The sequence below is a fragment of the Knoellia pratensis genome (assembly GCF_042666395.1).
GTDB classification, from domain to species: Bacteria; Actinomycetota; Actinomycetes; order Actinomycetales; family Dermatophilaceae; genus Knoellia; species Knoellia pratensis.
In genome coordinates this window covers 741,673-762,353 of the sequence record NZ_JBHTDJ010000004.1, presented here as the reverse complement: position 1 = coordinate 762,353, position 20,681 = coordinate 741,673, and the positions used below count along the sequence as shown (strand labels likewise).

Sequence of the window (20,681 nt, the reverse complement as noted above, 5' to 3'; positions counted from 1 at the left end):
TCAGTTCGGACGCACCACGAACCGCGTGCGTGCGGCCAGGCCGACGACGTAGCCGAGGCGCTCATACAGGGTGCGCGCGTGCGCGTTGTCCTCGAAGACTCCCAGTGACGACGCACCCGTGCGTTCGATCGCTTCGCGAGTCAGGTATGCCGTGATCGCGGCTCCCAGCCCCTCACCCCGACGCGTGGGTTCGACGGTGATGCCACCGAGCAGCGGGACCGCGGCGTTGCCCGGCTCGTCGCACCCACAGCCGATGATGCTGCCGGAGTCGTCGCGCACCACGACCCACTGCTGCTGTGGGCGACTGAACGGTGCAGCGTGGGTCTCGGGGTTGTGGGTGCGCAGGAAGGTGACGAGGGCGTCGTGCTCGTCGTCCCGGATCTGTTCGACGCGGGTCTCGGCGGGGAGCGTCGGCGGGGGAGTGTCGGTCCACATCCAGTCCCATGTGTTCCCGCCTCGGACGGGGAGCGCATCATCGACAACCGGATAGATCTCGCGGGGGGCAGTGACGTGCACCGGGTCGTGCCGCGCGAACCACTCCGGGAACTGCGGAGCCGCGAGAAGCGCCGCCACCTCGTCGCGCTCGCCCAGCACCTGCACGCCCCTGCGTCCGTCCGTCCACGTCTGGGCCCAAGCGACCGCCGACGTCCCGGTCAGGCCGATGGCCGGCAGGAGCAGGCCGGCGCCGGTGTCGAAGCGGACGACCGGGTGGCCTGCGCTCGCGACGACGAGCGCCTCCCTCGACGGGAGACGCTCGACGTCGCGGTGAGCTCGGGTCACGCGGTGAGGAACCGCACCAGCGCCGCGTTGAACGCCTCGGCGTGGCTGGCGTTGATGCCGTGCGGGCCGTCCTTGATGGTGACGAGCTCGCTGCCCGCAACCTGCGCGTGGGTGCGCTGACCGGAGGCCTGGATCGGCACGATGGCGTCGGAGTCGCCGTGGATGACCAGGGTCGGCACGGTGACCTTGGCGAGGTCGCCCGTGAAGTCCTCGAGCCAGGAACCGATGCAGGTCACAGCCGCGTCGAGGTCGGCCTGGGCGGCGATCGCGACGGCCTCGGCGCGCTGCGCCTCGGTCACCTTGAGCTCGCCGCCAGCGCTGAAGAAGTTCCTGGTGAACTCGTCCAGGAAACCCTCGCGGTCAGCACTCAGGCCGGCCTGCATCTTCTCGGCCTCGGCCCGGGGGAGGCCACCGTCCGGGTTGTCGTCGCTCTTGAGGAGCCACGGTGGGATCGCGGAGGCGAAGGCGATGCTGTGCAGGCGCTCCTCGCCGTGCGTACCCACGTAGCGGGCGACCTCGCCACCGCCCATGGAGAACCCGACGAGCGAGACGTCGCGCAGGTCGAGCTGCTCGATGAGCCCGGCGAGGTCGGCGGTCAGGGCGTCGTAGTCGTAGCGGCCGTCCGCAGCCGGAGCGGAGTGCCCGAACCCGCGGCGGTCGTAGGTGATGACACGGAGCCCGGCGTCGGTGAGCGCCGGGATGGTGTCCTTCCACGACGCGCCGGACAGGGGCCATCCGTGGATGAGGACGACCGGTCGGCCGTCACCGCCCGTGTCCTCGTGGTGCAGCGTCGGCGAGGTCGGTGTCGTCAAGGGAGCGTTGGTCATGGTTCACCTTTCGAGAAGGAGCCAGAGGGTCTCCTGACCCTATGCACGGAATTCGTTGCAGGCTGAACGAGAGGTTGGTGTGACCTGCATCACATGTCTGACCTGCGCGTTAGTCTTCTCGGGTGCCGCCCCCCGACGACCTCTTCGCCTCAGCTGAGGGGACCGGCTCCACGACCTTGCCTCCTCTCGCTGTCCGGATGCGTCCTGCCTCGATCGACGAGGTCAGGGGCCAGGACGCTGTCCTGCGCTCCGGGAGCCCCCTGCGTCGGCTGATCGAAGGCTCGGCAGGCACCGCTGGCTCCTTGAGCGCAATCCTCTGGGGTCCCCCCGGAACGGGCAAGACGACCCTGGCGCACCTCGTCGCCACTGCGGCGAACCGCGAGTTCGTCGAACTGTCGGCCGTCACCGCCGGCGTCAAGGACGTGCGCGCCGTGATGGAGGCGGCTGCGCGCAACCGGGACCTCTACGACCGGCAGACGGTGCTCTTCCTCGACGAGATCCACCGGTTCACCAAGGCGCAGCAGGACGCGCTGCTGCCCGGCGTCGAGACCCGTCAGGTCATCCTCGTCGCAGCCACGACGGAGAATCCGTCCTTCTCCGTCATCGCACCCCTGCTCTCTCGCTCGATGCTCATCACCCTCACCTCGCTCGACGACGCGCAGGTCACCGAGGTGCTCGACTCGGCGGTGAGCGACGCGCGCGGTCTCGACGCGGCATACGCATTGTCGAAGGAAGCGCGCGAGCACCTCGTGCGCATCTCCGGTGGTGACGCCCGGCGGGCGCTCACGTCGCTCGAGGCTGCCGCGGGCGTGGCTCTCGACGACGCACCTGCCGGACGATCCGACGAGTCCCCGATCGAGATCATCCTTGCCCACGCGGAGCAGGCCGTTGCCCAGGCGTCGGTGCGCTACGACAAGACCGGTGACCAGCACTACGACGTCGCGTCCGCGTTCATCAAGTCGATGCGCGGTTCCGACGTCGACGCTGCGCTGCACTATCTCGCCCGCCAGCTGGAGGCGGGCGAGGACCCGCGTTTCATCGCCCGGCGCATCGTCATCTCGGCCAGCGAGGATGTCGGCATGGGTGACCCGACCGCCCTCCAGACAGCCGTCGCCGCGATGCACGCGGTTGCGCAGGTCGGTATGCCAGAAGCGCGAATCATCTTGGCGCAGGCGGTTGTTCACAACACGCTCGCCCCCAAGAGCAACGCTGCGTATGCCGGGATCAACGCCGCCATCGCCGACATCCGTGGTGGACGTGGCGGGGCCGTGCCCCCTCACCTTCGCGGAAGCGGGTATGCGGGGGCGACCCGTCTCGGACACGGTGACGGCTACGTCTATGCGCACGACGAGGCCGACGGGGTCGCGCGCCAGCAGTACCTCCCGGACGACCTGCACGGCAAGACGGACTACTACCAGCCGACCGATCGCGGCTTCGAGGCGCGGCTGCAGGAGCGTTGGACCTGGCTCAAGGAACGCCTCGGCGGGCGCTGACACCCGGTCCTCACCAACGCGGTGTATCTCCCGCCGTTGAGGACCGAAGCCCCGTGGCGAGGAACGCGGGGGCGCTGGTGGAGGTGCGACCCGTAGGATTCACCGGTGCCCCACCCGGGCCCGACGCACTCGACCCGATGCCTTTCAACCTCCAGGACTGCCCACATGGAAACCGCTGAGATCCGGCGCCGCTGGCTTGCCTTCTTCGAGAAGAACGGCCACACGGTGGTGCCCTCCGCGCCGCTCATCCACGACGACCCCAACCTGCTGTTCGTCAACGCCGGCATGGTGCCGTTCAAGCCCTACTTCTCAGGCCAGGAGACGCCGCCGTGGGAGCGCGCCACGAGCGTCCAGAAGTGCGTCCGCACCGGTGACATCGAGGAGGTCGGCAAGACCTCGCGTCACGGCACGTTCTTCCAGATGAACGGCAACTTCTCCTTCGGGGACTACTTCAAGAAGGACGCCATCCGCTTCGCGTGGCAGCTCCTCACCACCTCGCAGGACGAGGGTGGCTACGGCCTCGACCCCGACCGCCTGTGGGCGACGGTCTACGAGGACGACGACGAGGCCGAGCGCCTGTGGGCCGAGTACACCTCGATCCCGCTCGACCGCATCGTGCGCCGCGGCAAGCTCGACAACTACTGGCACATGGGTGTCCCCGGCCCCGGCGGCCCGTGCAGCGAGATCTTCTACGACCGCGGCGAGGAGTACGGCGTCGAGGGTGGCCCGGCGGTGGACGAGGACCGCTACATGGAGATCTGGAACCTCGTCTTCATGCAGGAGGAGCTCTCGGAAGTCCGTGCCAAGGACGACTTCGTCATCGAGGGCCCGCTCCCGGCGCAGAACATCGACACCGGCATGGGCCTCGAGCGCATCGCCTCGGTCCTGCAGGGCGTCGACAATCTCTACGAGATCGACGAGGTCTACCCCGTCCTCGCCAAGGCCGCGGAGATGACCGGCAAGTCCTATGGCGCCAACTCGGGCCACTCCGCCCAGGGATCACACCCCGACGACGTCCGCCTGCGAGTCGTCGCCGACCACATCCGGTCCTCACTCATGCTCATCGGCGATGGCGTCACTCCTGGGAACGAAGGCCGTGGCTACGTCCTGCGCCGGATGTTGCGACGGGCCGTGCGCTCGATGCGCCTCCTCGGGTATGACGACCCGGCCCTGCCACACCTGCTCCCCGTCTCGATGGAGCGGATGAAGCAGTCCTACCCCGAGCTCGAGACCGGCTTCGACCGGATCAGCAAGATCGCGTATGCCGAGGAGGAGGCTTTCCGACGCACGCTCGCCTCCGGGACGACGATCCTGGACACCGCGGTGTCCAGGACGAAGGAGTCCGGTGGCACGACGCTGGCCGGTGACCAGGCCTTCCAGCTCCACGACACCTACGGCTTCCCGATCGACCTCACCCTCGAGATGGCGGAGGAGCACGGCCTCTCCGTCGACCGTGAGGGCTTCACCCGCCTCATGCTCGAGCAGCGCAACCGCGCCAAGGCCGACGCCAAGTCCAAGAAGTCCGGCCACGCCAACACCGAGGTGTGGAAGGAGCTGCGCTCCTCCGGCGAGACCGACTTCCGCGCGTGGCAGGAGCTGACGAGCGAGGCCAAGGTCATCGGTCTGGTCGTCGACGGCAACCGAGTCGAGGAGATCGAGCCCGGCCAGCAGGGCCAGGTCGTCCTCGACCGCACCCCCTTCTATGCCGAGTCCGGTGGTCAGGTCGCCGACGAGGGCGTCATCACGGCCGACGGCGTCCACCTCAAGGTCATGGACGTGCAGCGTCCGGTCAAGGGCCTCATCGCCCACACCGTCGAGGTCGTCCACGGGCCGCTTCGCGCGGGTGCAGGCGTGCTCGCCGAGGTGGACCCCGAGTGGCGCCTCTCCGCGTGCCAGGCCCACTCCGGCACCCACGTCATCCACGCCGCGCTCCGCCAGGTGCTGGGCCCGTCGGCGCTGCAGTCCGGCTCCTACAACAAGCCCGGCTATCTCCGTCTCGACTTCGCGTGGGGACAGGCACTCTCGCCGCAGACCCGCAGCGAGATCGAGGAGGTCGCCAACCTTGCGGTGCGCAAGGACCTGCCCGTCTCGGCACAGTGGATGTCGCTCGCCCAGGCCCGTGAAGCCGGGGCGCTCGCGCTCTTCGGTGAAACCTATGGCGAGGACGTGCGCGTCGTCGAGATCGGTGGCCCCTGGTCGCGCGAGCTCTGCGGTGGAACCCACGTCGGTCACTCCTCGCAGGTCGGTGCCATCACGGTGACTGGGGAGTCCTCCATCGGCTCCGGAGTCCGGCGCGTCGAGGCCTTCGTCGGCATCGACGCCCTGCGCTACCTCGCTCGGGAGCGCGCCATCGTCGCCGAGCTGACCGGCCTCGTCGGCGCCCAGCCCGGTGAGCTCACCGAGCGCATCGGTGCCATGGTGACGCGACTCAAGGACGCCGAGCGAGAGCTCGAGCGCACCCGCAAGCAGGCCGTGCTCGCGGCGGCCGGATCCCTCAGCGACAACGCCAAGGACGTCGGTGGAGTCCGGTTCGTCGGACACGACGCTGGCGGCGAAGCCGGTGCGGACGACGTCCGCGCCATGGTTCTCGACGCTCGCCAGAAGCTCGGCGACGCAGGACCGTCGGTGGTTGCCGTGACCGGTGGCGCCAAGGGACGGCCGGTCGTCGTCATCGCCACCAACCAGGCCGCCCGCGACAAGGGCATCAAGGCCGGTGAGCTCGTGCGCATCGCCGCCCAGACCCTGGGTGGCGGCGGCGGCGGCAAGGACGACATCGCCCAGGGCGGTGGCCAGGACATCTCGAAGTCCGGCGAGGCCATCAACGCCGTCGAGTGGCGCGTAGGGGAGCTGGTCGGTTGAGCGTCCGCCCCGGGGTTCGTCTGGGGGTGGACGTCGGCACGGTGCGTGTCGGCGTGGCCCTCAGCGACCCCTCGGGCATGCTCGCGACACCGCACGCCACGCTCACCCGCATCTGGCCCGACGCCGAGACGCCCAGCGACGACATCGCCGAAATCGTCGCGCTGAGCACCGAACGGGAGGCCCTCGAGGTCATCGTCGGCCTGCCTCGCTCACTTTCGGGCGACGAAGGTCCAAGCGCGCAAGCCGCCCGCAAGTATGCTGCGGAGTTGGCTCGCCGGGTTGCTCCCGTGGGCGTCCGTCTGGTTGACGAACGACTCACGAGTGTCAGTGCCCACAGAGCCTTGCGCGACAGTGGTGTCGCCGGACGTCGGCAGCGTGCAGTCGTCGACCAGGCGGCGGCCGTTCTCATCCTTCAAGCCGCACTGGATGAGGAACGCAGTTCGGGCCGCCCACCGGGTGAGCCAGTGAGGCACAAACGGCGCAGGCCGAAGACGAAGGACGGACCACGGTGAGCCAGAACCACCTTGACACGACGATCTTCGGAGAGCCCGCGCCCGATGAACCGCGCCGTCGTCGCCACCAGCGCCGCAAGCGCAGCCGTGGGCGTCGCACGATCGCGTTGATCGTTGCCGTGGTCCTCGTGGGCGTCGCGTCCGTCACCGCCTTCACCCTGCTCAAGCCCCTCGTGTCGTCGATCGTCGGCGGAGGCTCCAACGAGGCAGAGGACTTCCCGGGCCCGGGCGCAGGTGACGTCGACGTCAGCATCAAGGCTGGTGACAGCGGGGAGACGATCGCGTCCACGCTCAAGGCGGCGGGCGTGGTCAAGACCCGCACGGCATACCTCGACGCCTCGGCAGCGGATCCGGAGCAGAGCGCCAAGATCCAGGCCGGGACCTACACCCTCAAGAAGGGCATGAAGGCGATCGATGCCTTCACCATGCTGACCAATCCGGCCAGCCGCAAGGGCGGCGGGGTCACGATCCGCGAGGGTCTGTGGGCCACGGAGGTCTACGCACTGCTCAGCAAGGCCACAGGTGTGCCGGTGGCGCAGTACACCCAGGCCGCCAAGAACCCCGAGGCGATCGGCCTGCCGGCGTCGGCCAAGGGCAACGTCGAGGGCTACCTCTTCCCGTCGACCTACGAGTTCGACAAGAGCACTCCCGCAGCCGAACAGCTCAAGGCCATGGTGGCGCTGACCATCAAGACCCTCGACGCGGCAGGTGTGGTCGACGCCGACCGTGAGAAGGTCCTGACCCTTGCCTCCCTCGTGGAGGCCGAGGCCAAGCTCGACGAGGACCGTCCCAAGATTGCCCGGGTCTTCCTCAACCGGATCGAGACGGAGGGGCTGCCCAGTTATGGACTCCTCCAGTCCGACGCGGCTGTGTCCTATGGCGCGAAGCGGCGTTCGCTCTTCCCGAGCCAGGCCGAACTCGAGGACGAGTCGAACCCCTACAACACCCGCATCCACCCGGGCCTGCCGCCGGGGCCGATCAGCAACCCGGGTCGGGCCTCGATCGATGCGGCGGCCAAGCCGGCCGACGGGCCGTGGTTCTTCTTCGTCGCGGTCAACCCCATCACCGGCGAGACCAAGTACGGCGTGACCCTGGCCGAGCACAATGCCAACGTCCGGGAGCTCAATGCGTACTGCAAGGCCAATCCGAAGGACTGCGGGCGGTGAGAGCGGGCGTCCTGGGGTCGCCCGTCTCGCACTCGCTCTCACCCGCCCTTCACACCGCGGCGTATGCCGCACTCGGCCTTTCCGAGTGGACGTACGGACGTCGTGAGGTCGTCGCCGATGAGTTGGCTGGTGTCGTGGCCGGGCTCGACGAGACCTGGCGCGGACTGAGCCTGACGATGCCGCTCAAGGAGGCCGCGTTCGAGGTCGCCGCCACCGTGACCGCCGTGGCTCGAGATGCGGGTGCGATCAATACGCTGGTGCGACGCAGTGACGGACAGTGGGATGGCCACAACACCGACGTCGTCGGCATCGTGCGCGCGGTCGAGCACGTCGAACACGACGGCCGTGCCACCATCCTCGGATCGGGAGCCACGAGCCGGTCCGCGGCTCTGGCGCTCAGCGAGCTCGGGGTGCACGACGTGGTCGTTGCCGCCCGCAATGCTTCGGCCGCTGCCGACGTCCTTGCGCTCCTTGCCCGGCACAACGTCAGGGCCGTGCACGTCCCCTTGGAGCGATGGGCCGACGACACCCGTCCATTGGTGATCTCAACGCTCCCGCAGGCTGGCAGTGCCGCCGCAGCGAGCGCGGTGGACGCGTCCGGCGCAGCGTTCGCGGGCAGCACCCTCCTCGACGTCGTCTACGCCGACTGGCCCACCCCCTTGGCTCGCGCCGCCCGCGACCACGGGGCCGAGATCGTCTCCGGTCTCGACATGCTCGTCTATCAGGCAGCTGCCCAGGTCGAGCTGATGACCGGGAGACCCGGTCCAGTGGGCGCCATGTTCGCCGCCGTGCTTGAGGCAGACAGCAGCTGATGGACAGCCAGCCAGTGCCCCTGCTCGCGACCGCCCTCCTCATCGTCGGCGGGATCGCCGTGGGTCACGTCACCGGGCGACAGCTGTCCACGGGCGGCTACCGCATCCCCGAGGACGAGGCGAGTCACGCGACCCCGCCGTCCTGGTGGGTGGCACCGTTGCTTGGTGCACTCGTTCTCGTCCTGGCCCAGACGGTCGGTGACACGGCCGCGTATGCCGCGCTGCCGGCATACCTGCTCTTTGCCTGGCTGAGCGTGTGTCTCGTCTGGATCGACATCGACGTCCACCGGCTCCCGGTGGGACTCACCCGCCCGGCGCTGCCAGCGTTTGCTCTGCTGCTCGTCCCGCCGACGATCGCAACGGGGGAGTGGGACCGGCTCTTGGCCGCGGCGATCTGCTGCATCGTGCTGACCCTGCTCTACGTCCTCTTCGCTTTCCTGCCCGGTGGAGGGTTTGGCGGTGGGGACGTGCAGCTCGCACCCACCATCGGCCTGCTGCTCGGGTGGTTCTCGGTGGGGCACGTCGTCGTCGGGACCCTGGCCGCGTTCGTCCTCGGCGGTGTGGGTGCGGTGGTTTTGCTGCTCACCGGGCGTGCGGGTCGCAAATCCGCAATGGCCTTCGGGCCGTTCATGTGTGGCGGAGTCTTCGTGGCCCTGGCGTGGACAGAGCAGGTTCTCGCGGGGCTCGTCGGTCAGTGAGCGACTTCGTCCTTCGTCCCGCAGTCGCGAGTGACGCCTCGTGGGTTGCTGAGCTCCGAGCCGAGGTGATGCGGCCCGATCTCGAGCGTCTCGGGCGATGTGACCCGACGCGGGTTCGCCCGCGTTCCTGGGCGGGTTCACGCCGGAGGTCGCCCAGGTCATCGCGGTGGACGGAGCCGACGTCGGCCTGATTGCCGTTCGCCCGGAGGCGAAAGAGACGTGGATCGAGCACTTCTACCTGCACACGGACGATCAGGGCCGTGGGTTGGGTGGGCGGTGCTGCAGTGGGCCCTGCCGACTCCCACCGACGGGCGCCCGTTCCGACTCAATGCCTTGCAGGGAGCCCTGCTCGCCGTCTCTACGAACGGCAGGGCTTCGTGTTCGAACGCGAGGACCCGGTCGACGTCTGGATGGTGCGGTGGTGACCCTGGTCAGCCCGCGACTTCGCTTGCGTAGTAGACATTTCCGTCGGGGTCGGTGAAGTCGAACATCGGCGGTGCGTAGTCGGACAGGATGAGCTCGTCGACCCGGACTCCGGCAGCGCTCAAACCGGCGTGGGTCGCGGCCGCGTCGTCGACGACGAACCGGATGCCCGTGTCGATGCCAACGGGCGGACCGCTGCTCGAAAGCAACGCGACCGACGTGGAAGAGCCACTCGGGGCGACCTCCACCCAGCGCATTGACTCGCTCAACGGGACGTCCATCCGCACCTCGAAGCCGAGCTGCTCTGTGAAAAAGGTGATCGCGGCGTCGGTGTCATGGACGCCGACCGCAACGGCCCTGACGTCGCTGAACATCACGCGTGCACCCCCGTGGCGGCAACACCGTCGAGGCGTTCGGTGAGGTGGATCGAGACCGTGTCGCCGGTGCCCTTGCCGATCGCAGTGCGGGTCGCCATGTTGAGGGCGAGTTTGTGGGTGCCATCGCCGAGGGCCATGAAGGAAGCGCGAAACGGGTGGTCGTCAACGGTGCCGGCCACCTTGACCAGGCCGCGGGTGCCGAAGAAGTCGGCGCTCCAATCGGTGACGAGGTAGGTCCAACCTCCGTCGGCGGCGCTCGTTTCGAGGGTGGCGGTGAACGTCTTGTCGAGAGTGGTCATGTCGTGCTCCTCGGGATGTGGTGTGGGTCGGGGTGCGGATGCGGTGTGGCTCAGCCGTACATCTGTGAGCCGGGAGTGGTGAGTTCGGTGCCGGTCTCGAGCCAGGTCTTGAGCCCCGACAGCAGCATGGGCCAGCCGCCGTAGATCGCCTCGTCGACGCCTTCGGGGAGCTGGTCGTGGACCACGGTCAGGCGACACGAGTCGCCGACGGGCTCGATCTCCCACGTGACCCGGGAGGTTCCCGCCGAGTCGGCTGCGTCATCCCAGTGCGCGTGGAAGCTCTGGACGAGGAGCCGGGGTGCCTCGACCCTGAGGTTCTCGCCATCGACCAGTGGACCGTCGACACCGTCGTGGGTGAGCGCGTAGGACGAGCCCTGGGTCCAGTCCGACGCGATGGTGCTACCGAAGTGGAAGCGCCGTCTGGTGTCGGGGTCTGTGATGGCCTCCCACAGTCGTTCCGGCGTGGTGCGGATGTAGATCTCGAAGACCTTGCTCGTGCTCATGTCCTGTCCTTCCAACTCATCGCGCAGCCCGAGGAGGCCGGCGGCCCAGGGCTCGGTGTACTTGCTGACCCACCGGTCGTGGATCGCACGAATGCCGACCGGATTGAGGAAATGGAGCTTTTCCCGGCCCTGGCGCCGGCTGACGACGAGCCCGGCCTCCTCGAGCAGGGCGAGGTGTTTGGCGACGCCGATCCTGGTCATGTCGAAGTCGGCGGTGAGGGCAACCAAGGACTGGCCGTCCTGTGCGAACAACGCATCAAGCAGGGCCCGGCGGGTCGGGTCGGCGAGTGCTCGGAAGATGAGGTCCACGACTCCACAATAGGAAACCATATGGTTTCCTGTCAAGGGGTCGCGTCGAAGAGAGTCGCCGCGCTGCTTCGGGCTAGGCCTGCTGGATGGGTCCAGCAGGAGGCAGGCCGAAGGACTCGCGCAGGAACGACGCCTGTCCGCGGGCCTCGAGGGCGTCAGCGGTCCTGGAGACCGAGCGCGACCCCGGCCAGACGTGGATCGCCATGAGCGCCAGCGACACGAGAGCGCCCCCGACGTAGGTCCACACGCCTGCGTCGATCACGAAGGCAGCCACGAGCGAAAGGATGGCGATGGCCTCGATGAGAGCCATCCGAACCATCATGGAGCTCTGCCAACGGGTGCGCGCAACAACAGCGGCGTCACCCTCGCTCATGCCCGGATCGAGGGGTTCGGCTCGGTAGCCGATCGTCTCCACGAGGAAGTGGACGCCGATGCCGGCGGCGAGCTGGGCCAGCGGAACCCAGGTCGGGGGAGTCGCCTCCGTGCCCAGCGCGAAGGAGAGCGCGATGCCGAAGAAGACCAGCGCGCTCATGATGGCGCCGACCAGCATCCGGGCGGAGCTCGCGAACGTCGTGGCTGCGTCAGTGGGAGGTGTCGTCGTCATGCGCCGAGACTAGCGAGGGGCTCGCCCTCGGGCCCTGCGACGCCCCGACCACGCTTCGACCACGGCAACAGTCCCCGCGTGGCAGCGTGGGAGGATCGGGCCATGCTCCGTTGGTTGACCGCAGGTGAGTCTCACGGCCCTGCCCTCCTTGCCACGATCGAAGGCCTTCCTGCTGGCGTCGAGGTGACTCGCAAAGACCTTGCCGACGCACTTGCCCGGCGCCGCCTCGGCTACGGCCGCGGCGCCCGGATGAAGTTCGAGCAGGACGAGGTCGAGTTCCTCGGTGGGGTGCGCCACGGCCTGACCATGGGTTCGCCGGTCGCGATCCGCATCGGCAACACCGAGTGGCCCAAGTGGGAGACGGTCATGTCGGCCGACCCGGTGTCGGACGAGGCCTACGCCGCGTCGAACGACGTCAACGCCGACAAGGAGGTCGCGCGCAACAAGCCGCTGACCCGTCCGCGTCCCGGTCACGCCGACCTCGTCGGGATGCAGAAGTACGGCTTCGACGACGCCCGCCCGGTGCTCGAGCGTGCCTCGGCCCGCGAGACCGCTGCCCGGGTCGCACTCGGCGAGGTGGCCGCGCGCTTCCTCGAGCAGGCCTACGGCATCCGTCTCGTCTCGCACACCGTGTCCATGGGGCCGGCAGGAGTTGCCGAGGATGCACCGCTGCCGAGCCCCGACCAGGTCGCCGAGATCGACGCCAACCCCGTGCGCACTCTCGACGTTGCCGGCTCGGCTGCGATGGTCGCCGAGGTCGAAGCCGCCAAGAAGGACGGCGACACCCTCGGCGGTGTCGTCGAGGTCCTCGCCTACGGACTTCCTCCGGGACTGGGCTCGCACGTCCACTGGGACCGACGGCTCGACAGCCGCCTCGCGGGTGCACTCATGGGCATCCAGGCGATCAAGGGCGTCGAGGTCGGAGACGGCTTCCGCACTGCCGCCCGCCGCGGCTCGGCAGCCCACGACGAGATGGAGCGCGACGCCTCCGGCACGATCCAGCGGCGCACCGGCCGAGCCGGTGGCACGGAGGGTGGCATGTCGACCGGCGACGTCCTGCGGGTGCGTGCCGCGATGAAGCCGATCTCCACCGTTCCCCGCGCCCTCGACACGATCGACACGACGGGGGAGGCGGAGGCCAAGGCGATCCACCAGCGCTCCGACGTCTCCGCCGTGCCCGCTGCCGGCGTCGTCGCCGAGGCCATGGTCGCCCTCGTCCTGGCGGAGGCCTGCCTCGAGAAGTTCGGCGGGGACTCGGTCGACGAGACGCGACGCAACCACGCGGCATACCTGGCGTCCATCGCCGAGACGATGCGCTCGTGGTGAGCCAGCGTCCCGTCGCCGTCCTCATCGGTCCGCCCGGCGCGGGCAAGACGACGATCGGTGAGGCGCTCGCGGCCCACCTCGACGTGCCGTTCCACGACACCGACGCCGCCATCGAGGCCGACCAGGGTTGCTCGATCTCCGACATCTTCGTCCTCGAGGGCGAGCCGGCCTTCCGGGCTCTGGAGCGGGCCGAGGTGGCTCGCGCGGTCACTGCCGAACGCGGAGTCGTGGCCCTTGGCGGCGGCGCGCCCATGGATGCCGAGACCCAGACGGTCCTAGCGGGCCACCTCGTCGTCTTCCTGGATGTCACCATCGCCGATGCCGCCAAGCGCGTTGGCTTCGACGGCAGCCGGCCTCTGCTCGTCATCAATCCGCGGGCCTCGTGGACCAAGCTCATGAACGATCGCAGACCGACCTACGAGCGGGTGGCAACCCATCGCATCGTCACGGCAGGCCGCCCCGTGGCCGACATCGTCAGCGAGATCGCCGAGCACCTGCGGGCAGCGCGATGAGCGTCGTCTCGGTCGGCGACGACTACGACGTCGTCATCGAGTCCGGCTGCTCGAAGCGGGTCGCCGACGTCATCGATGAGGGTGTGCAACGCGCCCTGGTCGTGCACCCGGACTCCATGCGCACCCTCGGCGAGAGGGTCACGGCGTCCCTGCGGGACAGCGGCATTGAGGCGTATGCCGCAGGCGTACCTGATGCCGAAGACGCCAAGACCGCTGTGGTCGCCGCGGACCTCTGGGCGCTGCTCGGTCACCACGGGTTCACCCGGACCGACGTCGTCGTCGGCGTCGGTGGTGGCACGGTGACCGACCTCGCCGGGTTCGTTGCCGCCACGTGGCTGCGCGGTGTGCCCGTGATCCAGGTGCCGACGACCCTGCTCGGTATGGTCGACGCCGCGGTCGGAGGCAAGACCGGCATCAACACGGCCGAGGGCAAGAACCTCGTCGGTTCGTTCCACCCGCCGCGTGCGGTGCTCTGCGACGTCGACGTCCTGCGCTCGCTGCCGCGTGAGGACTACGTCGCCGGGCTGGCCGAGATCATCAAGGCCGGCTTCATCGTCGATCCGGTCATCCTCGACCTCGTCGCCGACGACCCCGAGGCGGCGACCCGCCCCGAGGGCGCGCACACCCTCGAGCTCATCGAACGGGCGATCAGGGTCAAGGCCGACGTCGTGAGCAAGGACCTCAAGGAGTCCTCGCTGCGCGAGATCCTCAACTACGGGCACACCTTCGGCCACGCCATCGAGCACGTCGAGCACTACCGCCGTCGCCACGGCGAGGCGGTGTCCATCGGCATGATCTTCGCGGCCGAACTTGCCTGTGCCGCAGGCGTGCTCGCTCGTGACGTCGTCGAGCGCCACCGTGAGGTCCTGACCTCGGTCGGGCTCCCGACGTCCTACCCGTCCGGCCGCTGGGCCGAGCTCGAGACGGCCATGCGTCGCGACAAGAAGACCCGTGGGTCGATGCTGAGGTTCGTCGTCCTGGAGGACATCGCCCGCCCCGTCCGGCTGGAAGGGCCGACGGAAGAACAGCTCCACACGGCATACGCCGCCGTCTCTGGGTGACCCGCCGACCTGCTTTCGATGGACCCCCTGACCGGCGACGAGATTGGGCTCTCAGCCCCCAAGTGGTACGTCCGTACGGGCGACCGAGGGTGCTGCGCAACGACCGGGCCCGCACCCCCCCAGACTCAGGTGTCTGGGTTCACCGCGCTTGTGACGAATTGTGAAAGGCGAGTGACGAACCTGTCAGGTTCAGCAAGGTGCGCCATGTGGCCCAGCTCGGACCAGGTCTCGATCTGCGCCTGAGCGACGTGGGCCAGAAGATGCTCGCGGTCGGCGGTCTCGACAAGTCCTCCCGCAAGCCAGAGGTACGGAACCTTGACGCCGTCGAGCATCGCGTCAATCTCGGCTTGGAGGACGGCTGGCCTCTCGGTCAGGGGCTTGAACCAGTAGTCGAGCACGAGTTGCTGATCAATGCGTTGGGTTGTGAGGACCCGCTCCCGCTCAGGCTCGGGCAGCCTCCCGACACCGATGCTGACCGCAAAAGGTTCAAAGGTGACGTCGAAGTCGCGACCGCTGAGCGCTGTCGCCAAGGTCTGTACGAAGCCAGCGAACGGTCCCACGCGCAGGGACTGGTCCACATTCACCACCCCGGAGCTTTCATGGGCAAATCCATAGCCTGTCGCGTGGAGCGCCCCGGCTGAATGCCCGACCACAACGGGATTGACAACCCCGTTCTCGACCACCGTGGCATGGATCCGTTCGATCACCAACATCGGGTCGGCACCTGACCCGGTGGATTCACCGTGCCCGGGAAGGTCCACGGACAGACAACGGAACCGGTCCCTGAGCCGGTCAACGATCGGGTCCCACGTCTCCTTCGAGAAGGTCATCCCGTGGACCATCACGACGGCGGGAAGTTCCCCGCCAGTGTCGAAGTGAGCGAGGGGTTCAACAGCCATGGCGGTACTCCCAGTTCAGGCTCAACACGCGGGATCTCATAGGACAGGAAAGCACGATTCCGTCCGGACACGCCGGGATCCGTTCGTCGACGAACGGTCCGAACAGAGGCGTGTTTTCGCCGCGTTCGTCTGCCCGCGCGTTGGTCTGCGCGCCGGTCAGGTGCTGGCTCGGGGATCGGGCAGGACGTCACGCCAGGAGTGCTGCGGCTCGTAGCCAAGGAGTCGGCGCGCCTTGTCGATCGAGTAGAACGTCTCGTCCCGAGCCATCTCCCGCGTCACCTCGACCCCGTCGTAGAAGCGGTCCCGGACCTCCTGGCTCGTCGCCGCGACGGACATGTCGGCGTTGGCCACGTTGAACACCTCGTAGCCGAGCCCGTCGGCCTCGAGACAGCGCTGCACCATCTGACCGAGATCGCGGGTGTCGATGTAGGCGAAGATGTTGCGTCGCCTCAGTGACGGGTCGGTGAGGAAGTCTGGGAACAGGTCGGCGTACTCGTGCGGCTCGATGACGTTGTTGATCCGCAGGCCGTAGATGTCGGCGCCGGTGCGTGCCTGGAACGAGCGCGCCGTCACCTCGCCCGCCACCTTGGACATCGCATAGGAGTCCTCGGGCACGGTGGGGTGCTCCTCGTCCACCGGCACGTACTGCGGACGGCGCTCGCCCTGGGCGAAGCAGACGCCGTAGGTCGTCTCGGACGACGCGAACACGATCTTGCGGATGCCCAACCGGGTCGCGGCCTCGAGCACGTTGTAGGTGCTGAGCACGTTGGTCGCATAGGTCTTCGCATCAGGGGCGAGCAGGATCGCGGGTACCGCGGCGAAGTGGACGACGGCGTCGTAGGCGGGCTTGCTCCCCAGCTCCAGCTCGTCCATCCTCGCCAGCCCTGCGAGTGCGGAGTACGTCTCGCCGATGTCCGTGAGGTCGACCCTCAGGTCGGTGACCGACGGGTGTTCGAGAGGGACGAGGTCGGCGTTGGTGACCTGGTGGCCGAGCTGGGCGAGGTGCGTCGCGACGTGCTTGCCGGCCTTGCCGCTGCCACCGGTGAAGAAGATGCGCATGGGTCGATCAAACCATCGTCAGCGTCCACCTCCACGGGGGGAGGGACGGTCCGGCGTCCGGGCGGGCCAGATCACCTCGCGTGCGGCGCGTGAGCCCGGCAGAACTCGCGCACGGCAGCGTTGACCTGCTCGGGCCGCTCGAGGCTGCTCAGGTGGCCCGCCCCCTGGATGACGACGAGCGTTGCGTCCGGGATGGCCGCCTCGAACTGGCGCGCCACGGTCAGCGGCGAGCGGGTGTCCGCGTCGCCCCAGAGCAGCAGGGTGGGAACGGCGACGTGAGGGAGCAGCTCACTCAGGTCGGTCTCGGCCATGATCGCCAGCTCCCGCTCCAGGGTGGCGGGACGGACGTCGGCGGCGATGGCAGCGAGCAGCCGCACGTGGTCCGCCGGCGGGTCTCCGGCGAAAAGTCCGGGAAGGGTGGGATCGAACTCCGCGGAAGGTGCGGCGAGCATGCGGCGGGTGCCGGCCACTCGCGCCCGGACCTCGTCGGCGGGTAGCGACCCCTTCCAGCCGGCGTAGGTGTCGATCATGATCAGGGTTGCGACGAGCCCGGGGTGACGGCGGTACAGCTCGAGGGCAACCGTCCCGCCCCATGACATCCCGGCGACATGGGCGGGCCCGAGCTGCAGGGACTCGATCAGCGCCGCGAGTGCGTCCGCGAAGCCCTCGAGGGTCCACTCCTTCGGCAGGTCGCTGGACCGCCCGGCGCCGGGCTCGTCCCACGCGACACCGTGAACTCGTCAGCCAGCGCGGCGAGCTGTGGGTGCCAGATGCGGCTGTCGTCGGCCGCGCCATGGACAAGGACCAGAGGGTGCCCTCGACCGACACGCTCGTAGGCAATGGTCAGTCCGTCCACCTCGACAGAGCTCATCATCGAAAGGTAGCCCCGCGGAGCGCCGAGGTCAGGTCGTGGCGGTCGCGGACTCGGGAGCCTCGGTGTCGCGGTCGCGCTCCGGCCACATGATGGCGGTGATCTCGCGAGCCAGATCCGGCCCGAGTGCACCCCAGCCCGGCTCGTAGCCGTAGACCTCGCGCAGCGGTATCCCTGACCGGTTGCCGTCGAGGATCTCGATCGCGTCGGCATCGATGAGACCCGGGTGGGGGACACCGCACGCCTCCGACACCTTGAGCAGGTCACGCCGCAACGTCTGCAGGTAGTTGGACAGGCGCACGGACTTCAGGGTGGGGTCGAGTCCGTGGGCGAGCCACGGGTCCTGGGTCGCCACACCCGTGGGGCACCTGTCGGTGTGGCACTTCTGGGCCTGGATGCAACCCAGCGACATCATCGACTCCCGCGCCACGTTGACCATGTCGACGCCGAGCGCGAAGGCCACGAGCGCGTTGTCGGGCAGGCCGAGCTTGCCGCTGCCGATGAAGGTGACGTCGTCGGTGAGCCCCGCCCGCGCAAAGGTCGAGTAGACCCGCGCGAACCCGATCCGGAACGGCAGAGCGACGGAGTCACTGAAGATCAGGGGAGCAGCGCCGGTGCCGCCCTCTCCTCCGTCGACGGTGATGAAGTCGACTCCGCGGGTGCGACCCGACATCTGCCGTGCCAGCTCGGTCCAGAAGTCCATCTCGCCGACGGCCGACTTGATGCCGACGGGCAGGCCGGTCTCGCCGGCGATGAGCTCGACCCAGTCGAGCATGCTGTCGACGCTGTCGAACTCGGCGTGCCGCGACGGGCTGACACAGTCCTCACCCATGGGTATGCCGCGGATCCGGCTGATCTCCTTGGTGATCTTCGCGGCCGGTAGGACTCCGCCCAGACCGGGCTTGGCGCCCTGGCTCAGCTTGACCTCGATGGCTCTGACCGGAGCGCTCTGGACGAGGTCCTTGAGGCGGCCGAGGTCGAAGCGGCCCTGGTCGTCGCGGCAGCCGAAGTAGGCGGTGCCGATCTGGAGGATGAGGTCGCCACCCTTGCGGTGGTGGTCGGAGAGACCGCCCTCACCGGTGTTGTGCATCGCGCCTGCGAGGGCCACGCCGCGGTTGAGGGCCTCGATCGCGTTGCCGGACAGGGATCCGAAGCTCATGGCCGAGACGTTGACGACGGACGTGGGCCGGAACGCGTGCTTGCGGCCGCGAGGTCCGCCCAAGACCTTGGCAGAAGGCAGTGAGACGGCGTCGTCATGTCCGTGGGCGACGGCGGTCGACGGCGGCGACGCGGAGAACGTGCGGTGCTTGATGATCGGGTAGTTCTCGAGGTGCTCGATGTCGTTGTCGGTGCCGAAGCCGACGTAGTTGTTCTCGAGCTTGCTGCTGGCATAGACCCACGAGCGCTGGTCTCGCGAGAACGGCCGCTCCTCGTCGTTGTTCGTGATGATGTACTGCCGCAGCTCGGGCCCGATCTTCTCGAGGAAGTAGCGGGCGTGCGCGACGACCGGAAAGTTGCGTTTGAGCGAGTGCTTCTTCTGGGTGAGGTCACGAACGGCGACCCCTGCGAGACCGACGACGGTTGCACCGATGAGCGCCTTCGCTTTCATGTCTCGCAGTCTGCCGTGCTGCAGGCCGTTGCGCAGGGAGGTCGCCAGAGCAGATGGGATGGCGGTCGTTCATAGCAACCGCACAGCGCAGTCATGGTGTGCGGCTGGGCGCCGTCGCCACAGTGAACCCATGAGCGAACGACGAAACCCCACGCAGCCCCACCCGAACCACGACCGCGGCCTCGAGTTCGACGTCGCCACCGTGCTCGACCGACGCCGGGCTCTCGGCCTCTTCGGCGGGGCCGGCCTGCTCGCCCTGGCCGGGTGTGCCGACGCCACCACGGGCTCGTCCGGGTCGACCGCCTCCTCGAGCAGCACAGCGTCAGCGTCGACCACGGCATCGACGACCACCGCCTCGTCCACGGTGACCACCGAGGTGCCCGACGAGACCGGTGGCCCCTACCCGGGCGATGGCAGCAACGGGGCCAACGTCCTCGACGACGCCGGCATCATCCGCTCCGACATCACGAGCTCCTTCGGCACGTCGACGACGAAGGCCGAAGGCGTTCCGCTCACGATCAACCTCACCGTCGCCGACAGCACGAACGGGTATGCCGCGATGGAGGGCGTGGCCGTCTATCTCTGGCACTGCGACCGGGACGGCAACTACTCCCTGTACTCGCAGGGCGTCGAGAACGAGAACTACCTGCGCGGGGTGCAACCGACCAACGCCAACGGGACGGCGACGTTCAGGACCATCTTCCCCGCGGCATACAGCGGTCGTTGGCCGCACATCCACTTCGAGGTCTACAAGTCCACCGCGGAAGCGACAAGCAGTGGCCAGATCGTCAAGACGTCACAGATTGCCCTCCCCGAAGCGGTGTGCAAGACGGTCTACGCGACCTCCGGCTACGAGCAGAGCGCCAGCAATCTGTCGCAGACGAGCCTGACCTCGGACATGGTCTTCGGTGATGACGGCGGAATTCACCAGCTCGCCACCGTGGCCGGTGACGCGAACAGCGGCTACGTCGCGAACCTCACGATCGGAGTCTGACCCAGCGCCGGGCCTACACTCCAACGCATGGCAGCCCCGCACACGTCGTCCCCGCCAGAGAACAGTGGTGACGCCGTCATCACGTACGTCCTCGTCGACGGCGAGAACATCGACGCCACCCTCGGCACCTCGATCCTGGGTCGGCGCCCACAGCCCGACGAGCGACCGCGCTGGGACCGGCTTCTCTCCTTCGCCCGCGACACGTGGGACCAGGACGTCAAGGGACTGTTCTTCCTCAACGCGACGACGAGCATGCCGATGTCGTTCATCCAGGCGCTCAACGCCCTCGGGTTCACGCCGGTTCCCCTGTCTGGTGACGCCGACGTCAAGGTGGTCGACGTTGCCATCCAGAAGACGCTGCGCGCCATCCGTGACCGCGACGCCGACGTCATGCTCGTCAGCCATGACGGGGACTTCCTCGAGGAGATCGAGGGACTGCTCGAAGACGACCGTCGCGTCGGAGTCATGGCTTTTCGCGAGTTCCGCAACAGTGGCTTCACCGCCCTGGAGGCCGACGGGCTCGAGACCTTCGACCTCGAGTACGACGTCAAGGCGTTCACCTCGCCGCTGCCGCGCATCCGCGTCATCCCGATCAGCGAGTTCGACCCGTCGCAGTTCCTCTGAGGCCGCGCGGATTCGGGGACCCGCTGTCCCGGCGGATAGACTCGCCGACGATCTCATCCCCAGA

20 protein-coding genes and 1 pseudogene are annotated in these 20,681 nt (G+C 68.4%); 11 read left to right on the top strand and 10 right to left on the bottom strand.

Features of this window, described 5'->3' with window-relative positions; genetic code table 11:
* Positions 1-780 (bottom strand): GNAT family N-acetyltransferase, encoded by a 780-nt coding sequence (locus tag ACFQRE_RS19880; protein ID WP_380125798.1) that lies wholly within the window; start codon positions 778-780, stop codon positions 1-3.
* A complete protein-coding gene (locus tag ACFQRE_RS19875; protein WP_380125796.1) occupies positions 777-1,607 on the bottom strand; it encodes an alpha/beta fold hydrolase in 831 nt (276 codons plus the stop codon). The genes ACFQRE_RS19880 and ACFQRE_RS19875 overlap by 4 nt, the downstream gene beginning before the upstream one ends.
* Before the next feature lie 122 nt (positions 1,608-1,729).
* Here ACFQRE_RS19875 and ACFQRE_RS19870 point away from each other — a divergent pair, with 122 nt between their 5' ends.
* From ACFQRE_RS19870 to ACFQRE_RS19845, 6 genes are all read left to right on the top strand, one after another.
* Positions 1,730-3,100 carry a replication-associated recombination protein A gene (locus ACFQRE_RS19870; RefSeq protein ID WP_380125794.1) on the top strand — a complete coding sequence of 457 codons (1,371 nt, stop codon included), beginning with the start codon at positions 1,730-1,732 and terminating at the stop codon, positions 3,098-3,100.
* A 165-nt stretch (positions 3,101-3,265) separates the two neighbouring features.
* On the top strand, positions 3,266-5,959 hold the full coding sequence (gene alaS / locus ACFQRE_RS19865; RefSeq protein ID WP_380125792.1) for an alanine--tRNA ligase: 2,694 nt from the start codon (positions 3,266-3,268) through the stop codon (positions 5,957-5,959).
* Entirely contained in the window at positions 5,956-6,471 is a 516-nt protein-coding gene (ruvX, locus tag ACFQRE_RS19860) for a Holliday junction resolvase RuvX (RefSeq protein WP_380125790.1), read from the top strand. The genes alaS and ruvX overlap by 4 nt, the downstream gene beginning before the upstream one ends.
* Entirely contained in the window at positions 6,468-7,637 is a 1,170-nt protein-coding gene (gene mltG, locus ACFQRE_RS19855; protein WP_380125788.1) for an endolytic transglycosylase MltG, read from the top strand. The genes ruvX and mltG overlap by 4 nt, the downstream gene beginning before the upstream one ends.
* A complete protein-coding gene (locus ACFQRE_RS19850; RefSeq protein WP_380125786.1) occupies positions 7,634-8,449 on the top strand; it encodes a shikimate dehydrogenase in 816 nt (271 codons plus the stop codon). The genes mltG and ACFQRE_RS19850 overlap by 4 nt, the downstream gene beginning before the upstream one ends.
* The gene (locus ACFQRE_RS19845) at positions 8,449-9,147 is read left to right on the top strand and encodes a prepilin peptidase (protein ID WP_380125784.1); all 699 of its coding nucleotides are present in this window, start codon (positions 8,449-8,451) and stop codon (positions 9,145-9,147) included. The genes ACFQRE_RS19850 and ACFQRE_RS19845 overlap by 1 nt, the downstream gene beginning before the upstream one ends.
* A gap of 431 nt (positions 9,148-9,578) precedes the next feature.
* Here ACFQRE_RS19845 and ACFQRE_RS19840 read toward each other — a convergent pair whose 3' ends face one another.
* The 4 genes from ACFQRE_RS19840 to ACFQRE_RS19825 all read right to left on the bottom strand — a co-directional run bounded on the left by ACFQRE_RS19840 (position 9,579) and on the right by ACFQRE_RS19825 (position 11,662).
* Positions 9,579-9,944 (bottom strand): VOC family protein, encoded by a 366-nt coding sequence (locus ACFQRE_RS19840; RefSeq protein ID WP_380125875.1) that lies wholly within the window; start codon positions 9,942-9,944, stop codon positions 9,579-9,581.
* Positions 9,944-10,246: a DUF1905 domain-containing protein gene (locus ACFQRE_RS19835; RefSeq protein WP_380125782.1), complete on the bottom strand. Its 303-nt coding sequence runs from the start codon at positions 10,244-10,246 to the stop codon at positions 9,944-9,946. The genes ACFQRE_RS19840 and ACFQRE_RS19835 overlap by 1 nt, the downstream gene beginning before the upstream one ends.
* A gap of 50 nt (positions 10,247-10,296) precedes the next feature.
* Positions 10,297-11,058, bottom strand: coding sequence for an ArsR/SmtB family transcription factor (locus ACFQRE_RS19830; RefSeq protein ID WP_380125780.1), 762 nt, complete (start codon positions 11,056-11,058; stop codon positions 10,297-10,299).
* A gap of 73 nt (positions 11,059-11,131) precedes the next feature.
* The gene (locus tag ACFQRE_RS19825) at positions 11,132-11,662 is read right to left on the bottom strand and encodes a hypothetical protein (RefSeq protein ID WP_380125778.1); all 531 of its coding nucleotides are present in this window, start codon (positions 11,660-11,662) and stop codon (positions 11,132-11,134) included.
* 102 nt (positions 11,663-11,764) lie between these two features.
* Between ACFQRE_RS19825 and aroC the strand changes: the two genes are divergently transcribed.
* The 3 genes from aroC to aroB are packed head-to-tail and all read left to right on the top strand — an operon-like array spanning position 11,765 to position 14,561.
* Positions 11,765-12,988 (top strand): chorismate synthase, encoded by a 1,224-nt coding sequence (aroC, locus tag ACFQRE_RS19820; RefSeq protein ID WP_380125776.1) that lies wholly within the window; start codon positions 11,765-11,767, stop codon positions 12,986-12,988.
* Positions 12,982-13,500, top strand: coding sequence for a shikimate kinase (locus ACFQRE_RS19815; protein ID WP_380125774.1), 519 nt, complete (start codon positions 12,982-12,984; stop codon positions 13,498-13,500). Before aroC ends, ACFQRE_RS19815 begins: the two co-directional genes overlap by 7 nt.
* Complete coding sequence (gene aroB / locus ACFQRE_RS19810) at positions 13,497-14,561, top strand: 3-dehydroquinate synthase (RefSeq protein ID WP_380125772.1); 1,065 nt, start codon at positions 13,497-13,499, stop codon at positions 14,559-14,561. Before ACFQRE_RS19815 ends, aroB begins: the two co-directional genes overlap by 4 nt.
* 125 nt (positions 14,562-14,686) lie before the next feature.
* Here the strand turns inward: aroB and ACFQRE_RS19805 are convergent, their stop codons facing one another.
* From ACFQRE_RS19805 to ACFQRE_RS19790, 4 genes and pseudogenes are all read right to left on the bottom strand, one after another.
* Positions 14,687-15,460 (bottom strand): alpha/beta fold hydrolase, encoded by a 774-nt coding sequence (locus ACFQRE_RS19805; protein WP_380125770.1) that lies wholly within the window; start codon positions 15,458-15,460, stop codon positions 14,687-14,689.
* Positions 15,461-15,616: 156 nt separating this feature from the next.
* Entirely contained in the window at positions 15,617-16,519 is a 903-nt protein-coding gene (locus tag ACFQRE_RS19800) for an NAD-dependent epimerase/dehydratase family protein (RefSeq protein ID WP_380125768.1), read from the bottom strand.
* A gap of 71 nt (positions 16,520-16,590) precedes the next feature.
* Positions 16,591-17,241: pseudogene (locus ACFQRE_RS19795) on the bottom strand (alpha/beta fold hydrolase); the annotation flags it as partial.
* Positions 17,242-17,421: 180 nt separating this feature from the next.
* Positions 17,422-18,999, bottom strand: coding sequence for an FMN-binding glutamate synthase family protein (locus ACFQRE_RS19790; RefSeq protein WP_380125766.1), 1,578 nt, complete (start codon positions 18,997-18,999; stop codon positions 17,422-17,424).
* 130 nt (positions 19,000-19,129) lie between these two features.
* Here ACFQRE_RS19790 and ACFQRE_RS19785 point away from each other — a divergent pair, with 130 nt between their 5' ends.
* Both ACFQRE_RS19785 and ACFQRE_RS19780 read left to right on the top strand, forming a co-directional pair.
* Complete coding sequence (locus ACFQRE_RS19785) at positions 19,130-19,993, top strand: intradiol ring-cleavage dioxygenase (RefSeq protein WP_380125764.1); 864 nt, start codon at positions 19,130-19,132, stop codon at positions 19,991-19,993.
* A 27-nt stretch (positions 19,994-20,020) separates the two neighbouring features.
* Positions 20,021-20,617, top strand: a complete 597-nt coding sequence (locus tag ACFQRE_RS19780) for an NYN domain-containing protein (protein ID WP_380125762.1) — start codon at positions 20,021-20,023, stop codon at positions 20,615-20,617.
* Positions 20,618-20,681 lie beyond the last annotated feature (64 nt).

What these genes read in the sequence shown, in the direction of transcription:
- ACFQRE_RS19805 (WP_380125770.1), bottom strand. Translation starts at nt 15,460, where the DNA reads ATGGCTGTTGAACCCCTCGCTCACTTCGACACTGGCGGGGAACTTCCC.
- alaS (WP_380125792.1), top strand. Translation starts at nt 3,266, where the DNA reads ATGGAAACCGCTGAGATCCGGCGCCGCTGGCTTGCCTTCTTCGAGAAG.
- ACFQRE_RS19790 (WP_380125766.1), bottom strand. Translation starts at nt 18,999, where the DNA reads ATGAAAGCGAAGGCGCTCATCGGTGCAACCGTCGTCGGTCTCGCAGGG.
- ACFQRE_RS19835 (WP_380125782.1), bottom strand. Translation starts at nt 10,246, where the DNA reads ATGACCACTCTCGACAAGACGTTCACCGCCACCCTCGAAACGAGCGCC.
- ACFQRE_RS19785 (WP_380125764.1), top strand. Translation starts at nt 19,130, where the DNA reads ATGAGCGAACGACGAAACCCCACGCAGCCCCACCCGAACCACGACCGC.
- ACFQRE_RS19780 (WP_380125762.1), top strand. Translation starts at nt 20,021, where the DNA reads ATGGCAGCCCCGCACACGTCGTCCCCGCCAGAGAACAGTGGTGACGCC.
- aroC (WP_380125776.1), top strand. Translation starts at nt 11,765, where the DNA reads ATGCTCCGTTGGTTGACCGCAGGTGAGTCTCACGGCCCTGCCCTCCTT.
- ACFQRE_RS19875 (WP_380125796.1), bottom strand. Translation starts at nt 1,607, where the DNA reads ATGACCAACGCTCCCTTGACGACACCGACCTCGCCGACGCTGCACCAC.
- ACFQRE_RS19800 (WP_380125768.1), bottom strand. Translation starts at nt 16,519, where the DNA reads ATGCGCATCTTCTTCACCGGTGGCAGCGGCAAGGCCGGCAAGCACGTC.
- ACFQRE_RS19840 (WP_380125875.1), bottom strand. Translation starts at nt 9,944, where the DNA reads ATGTTCAGCGACGTCAGGGCCGTTGCGGTCGGCGTCCATGACACCGAC.
- ACFQRE_RS19825 (WP_380125778.1), bottom strand. Translation starts at nt 11,662, where the DNA reads ATGACGACGACACCTCCCACTGACGCAGCCACGACGTTCGCGAGCTCC.
- ACFQRE_RS19845 (WP_380125784.1), top strand. Translation starts at nt 8,449, where the DNA reads ATGGACAGCCAGCCAGTGCCCCTGCTCGCGACCGCCCTCCTCATCGTC.
- aroB (WP_380125772.1), top strand. Translation starts at nt 13,497, where the DNA reads ATGAGCGTCGTCTCGGTCGGCGACGACTACGACGTCGTCATCGAGTCC.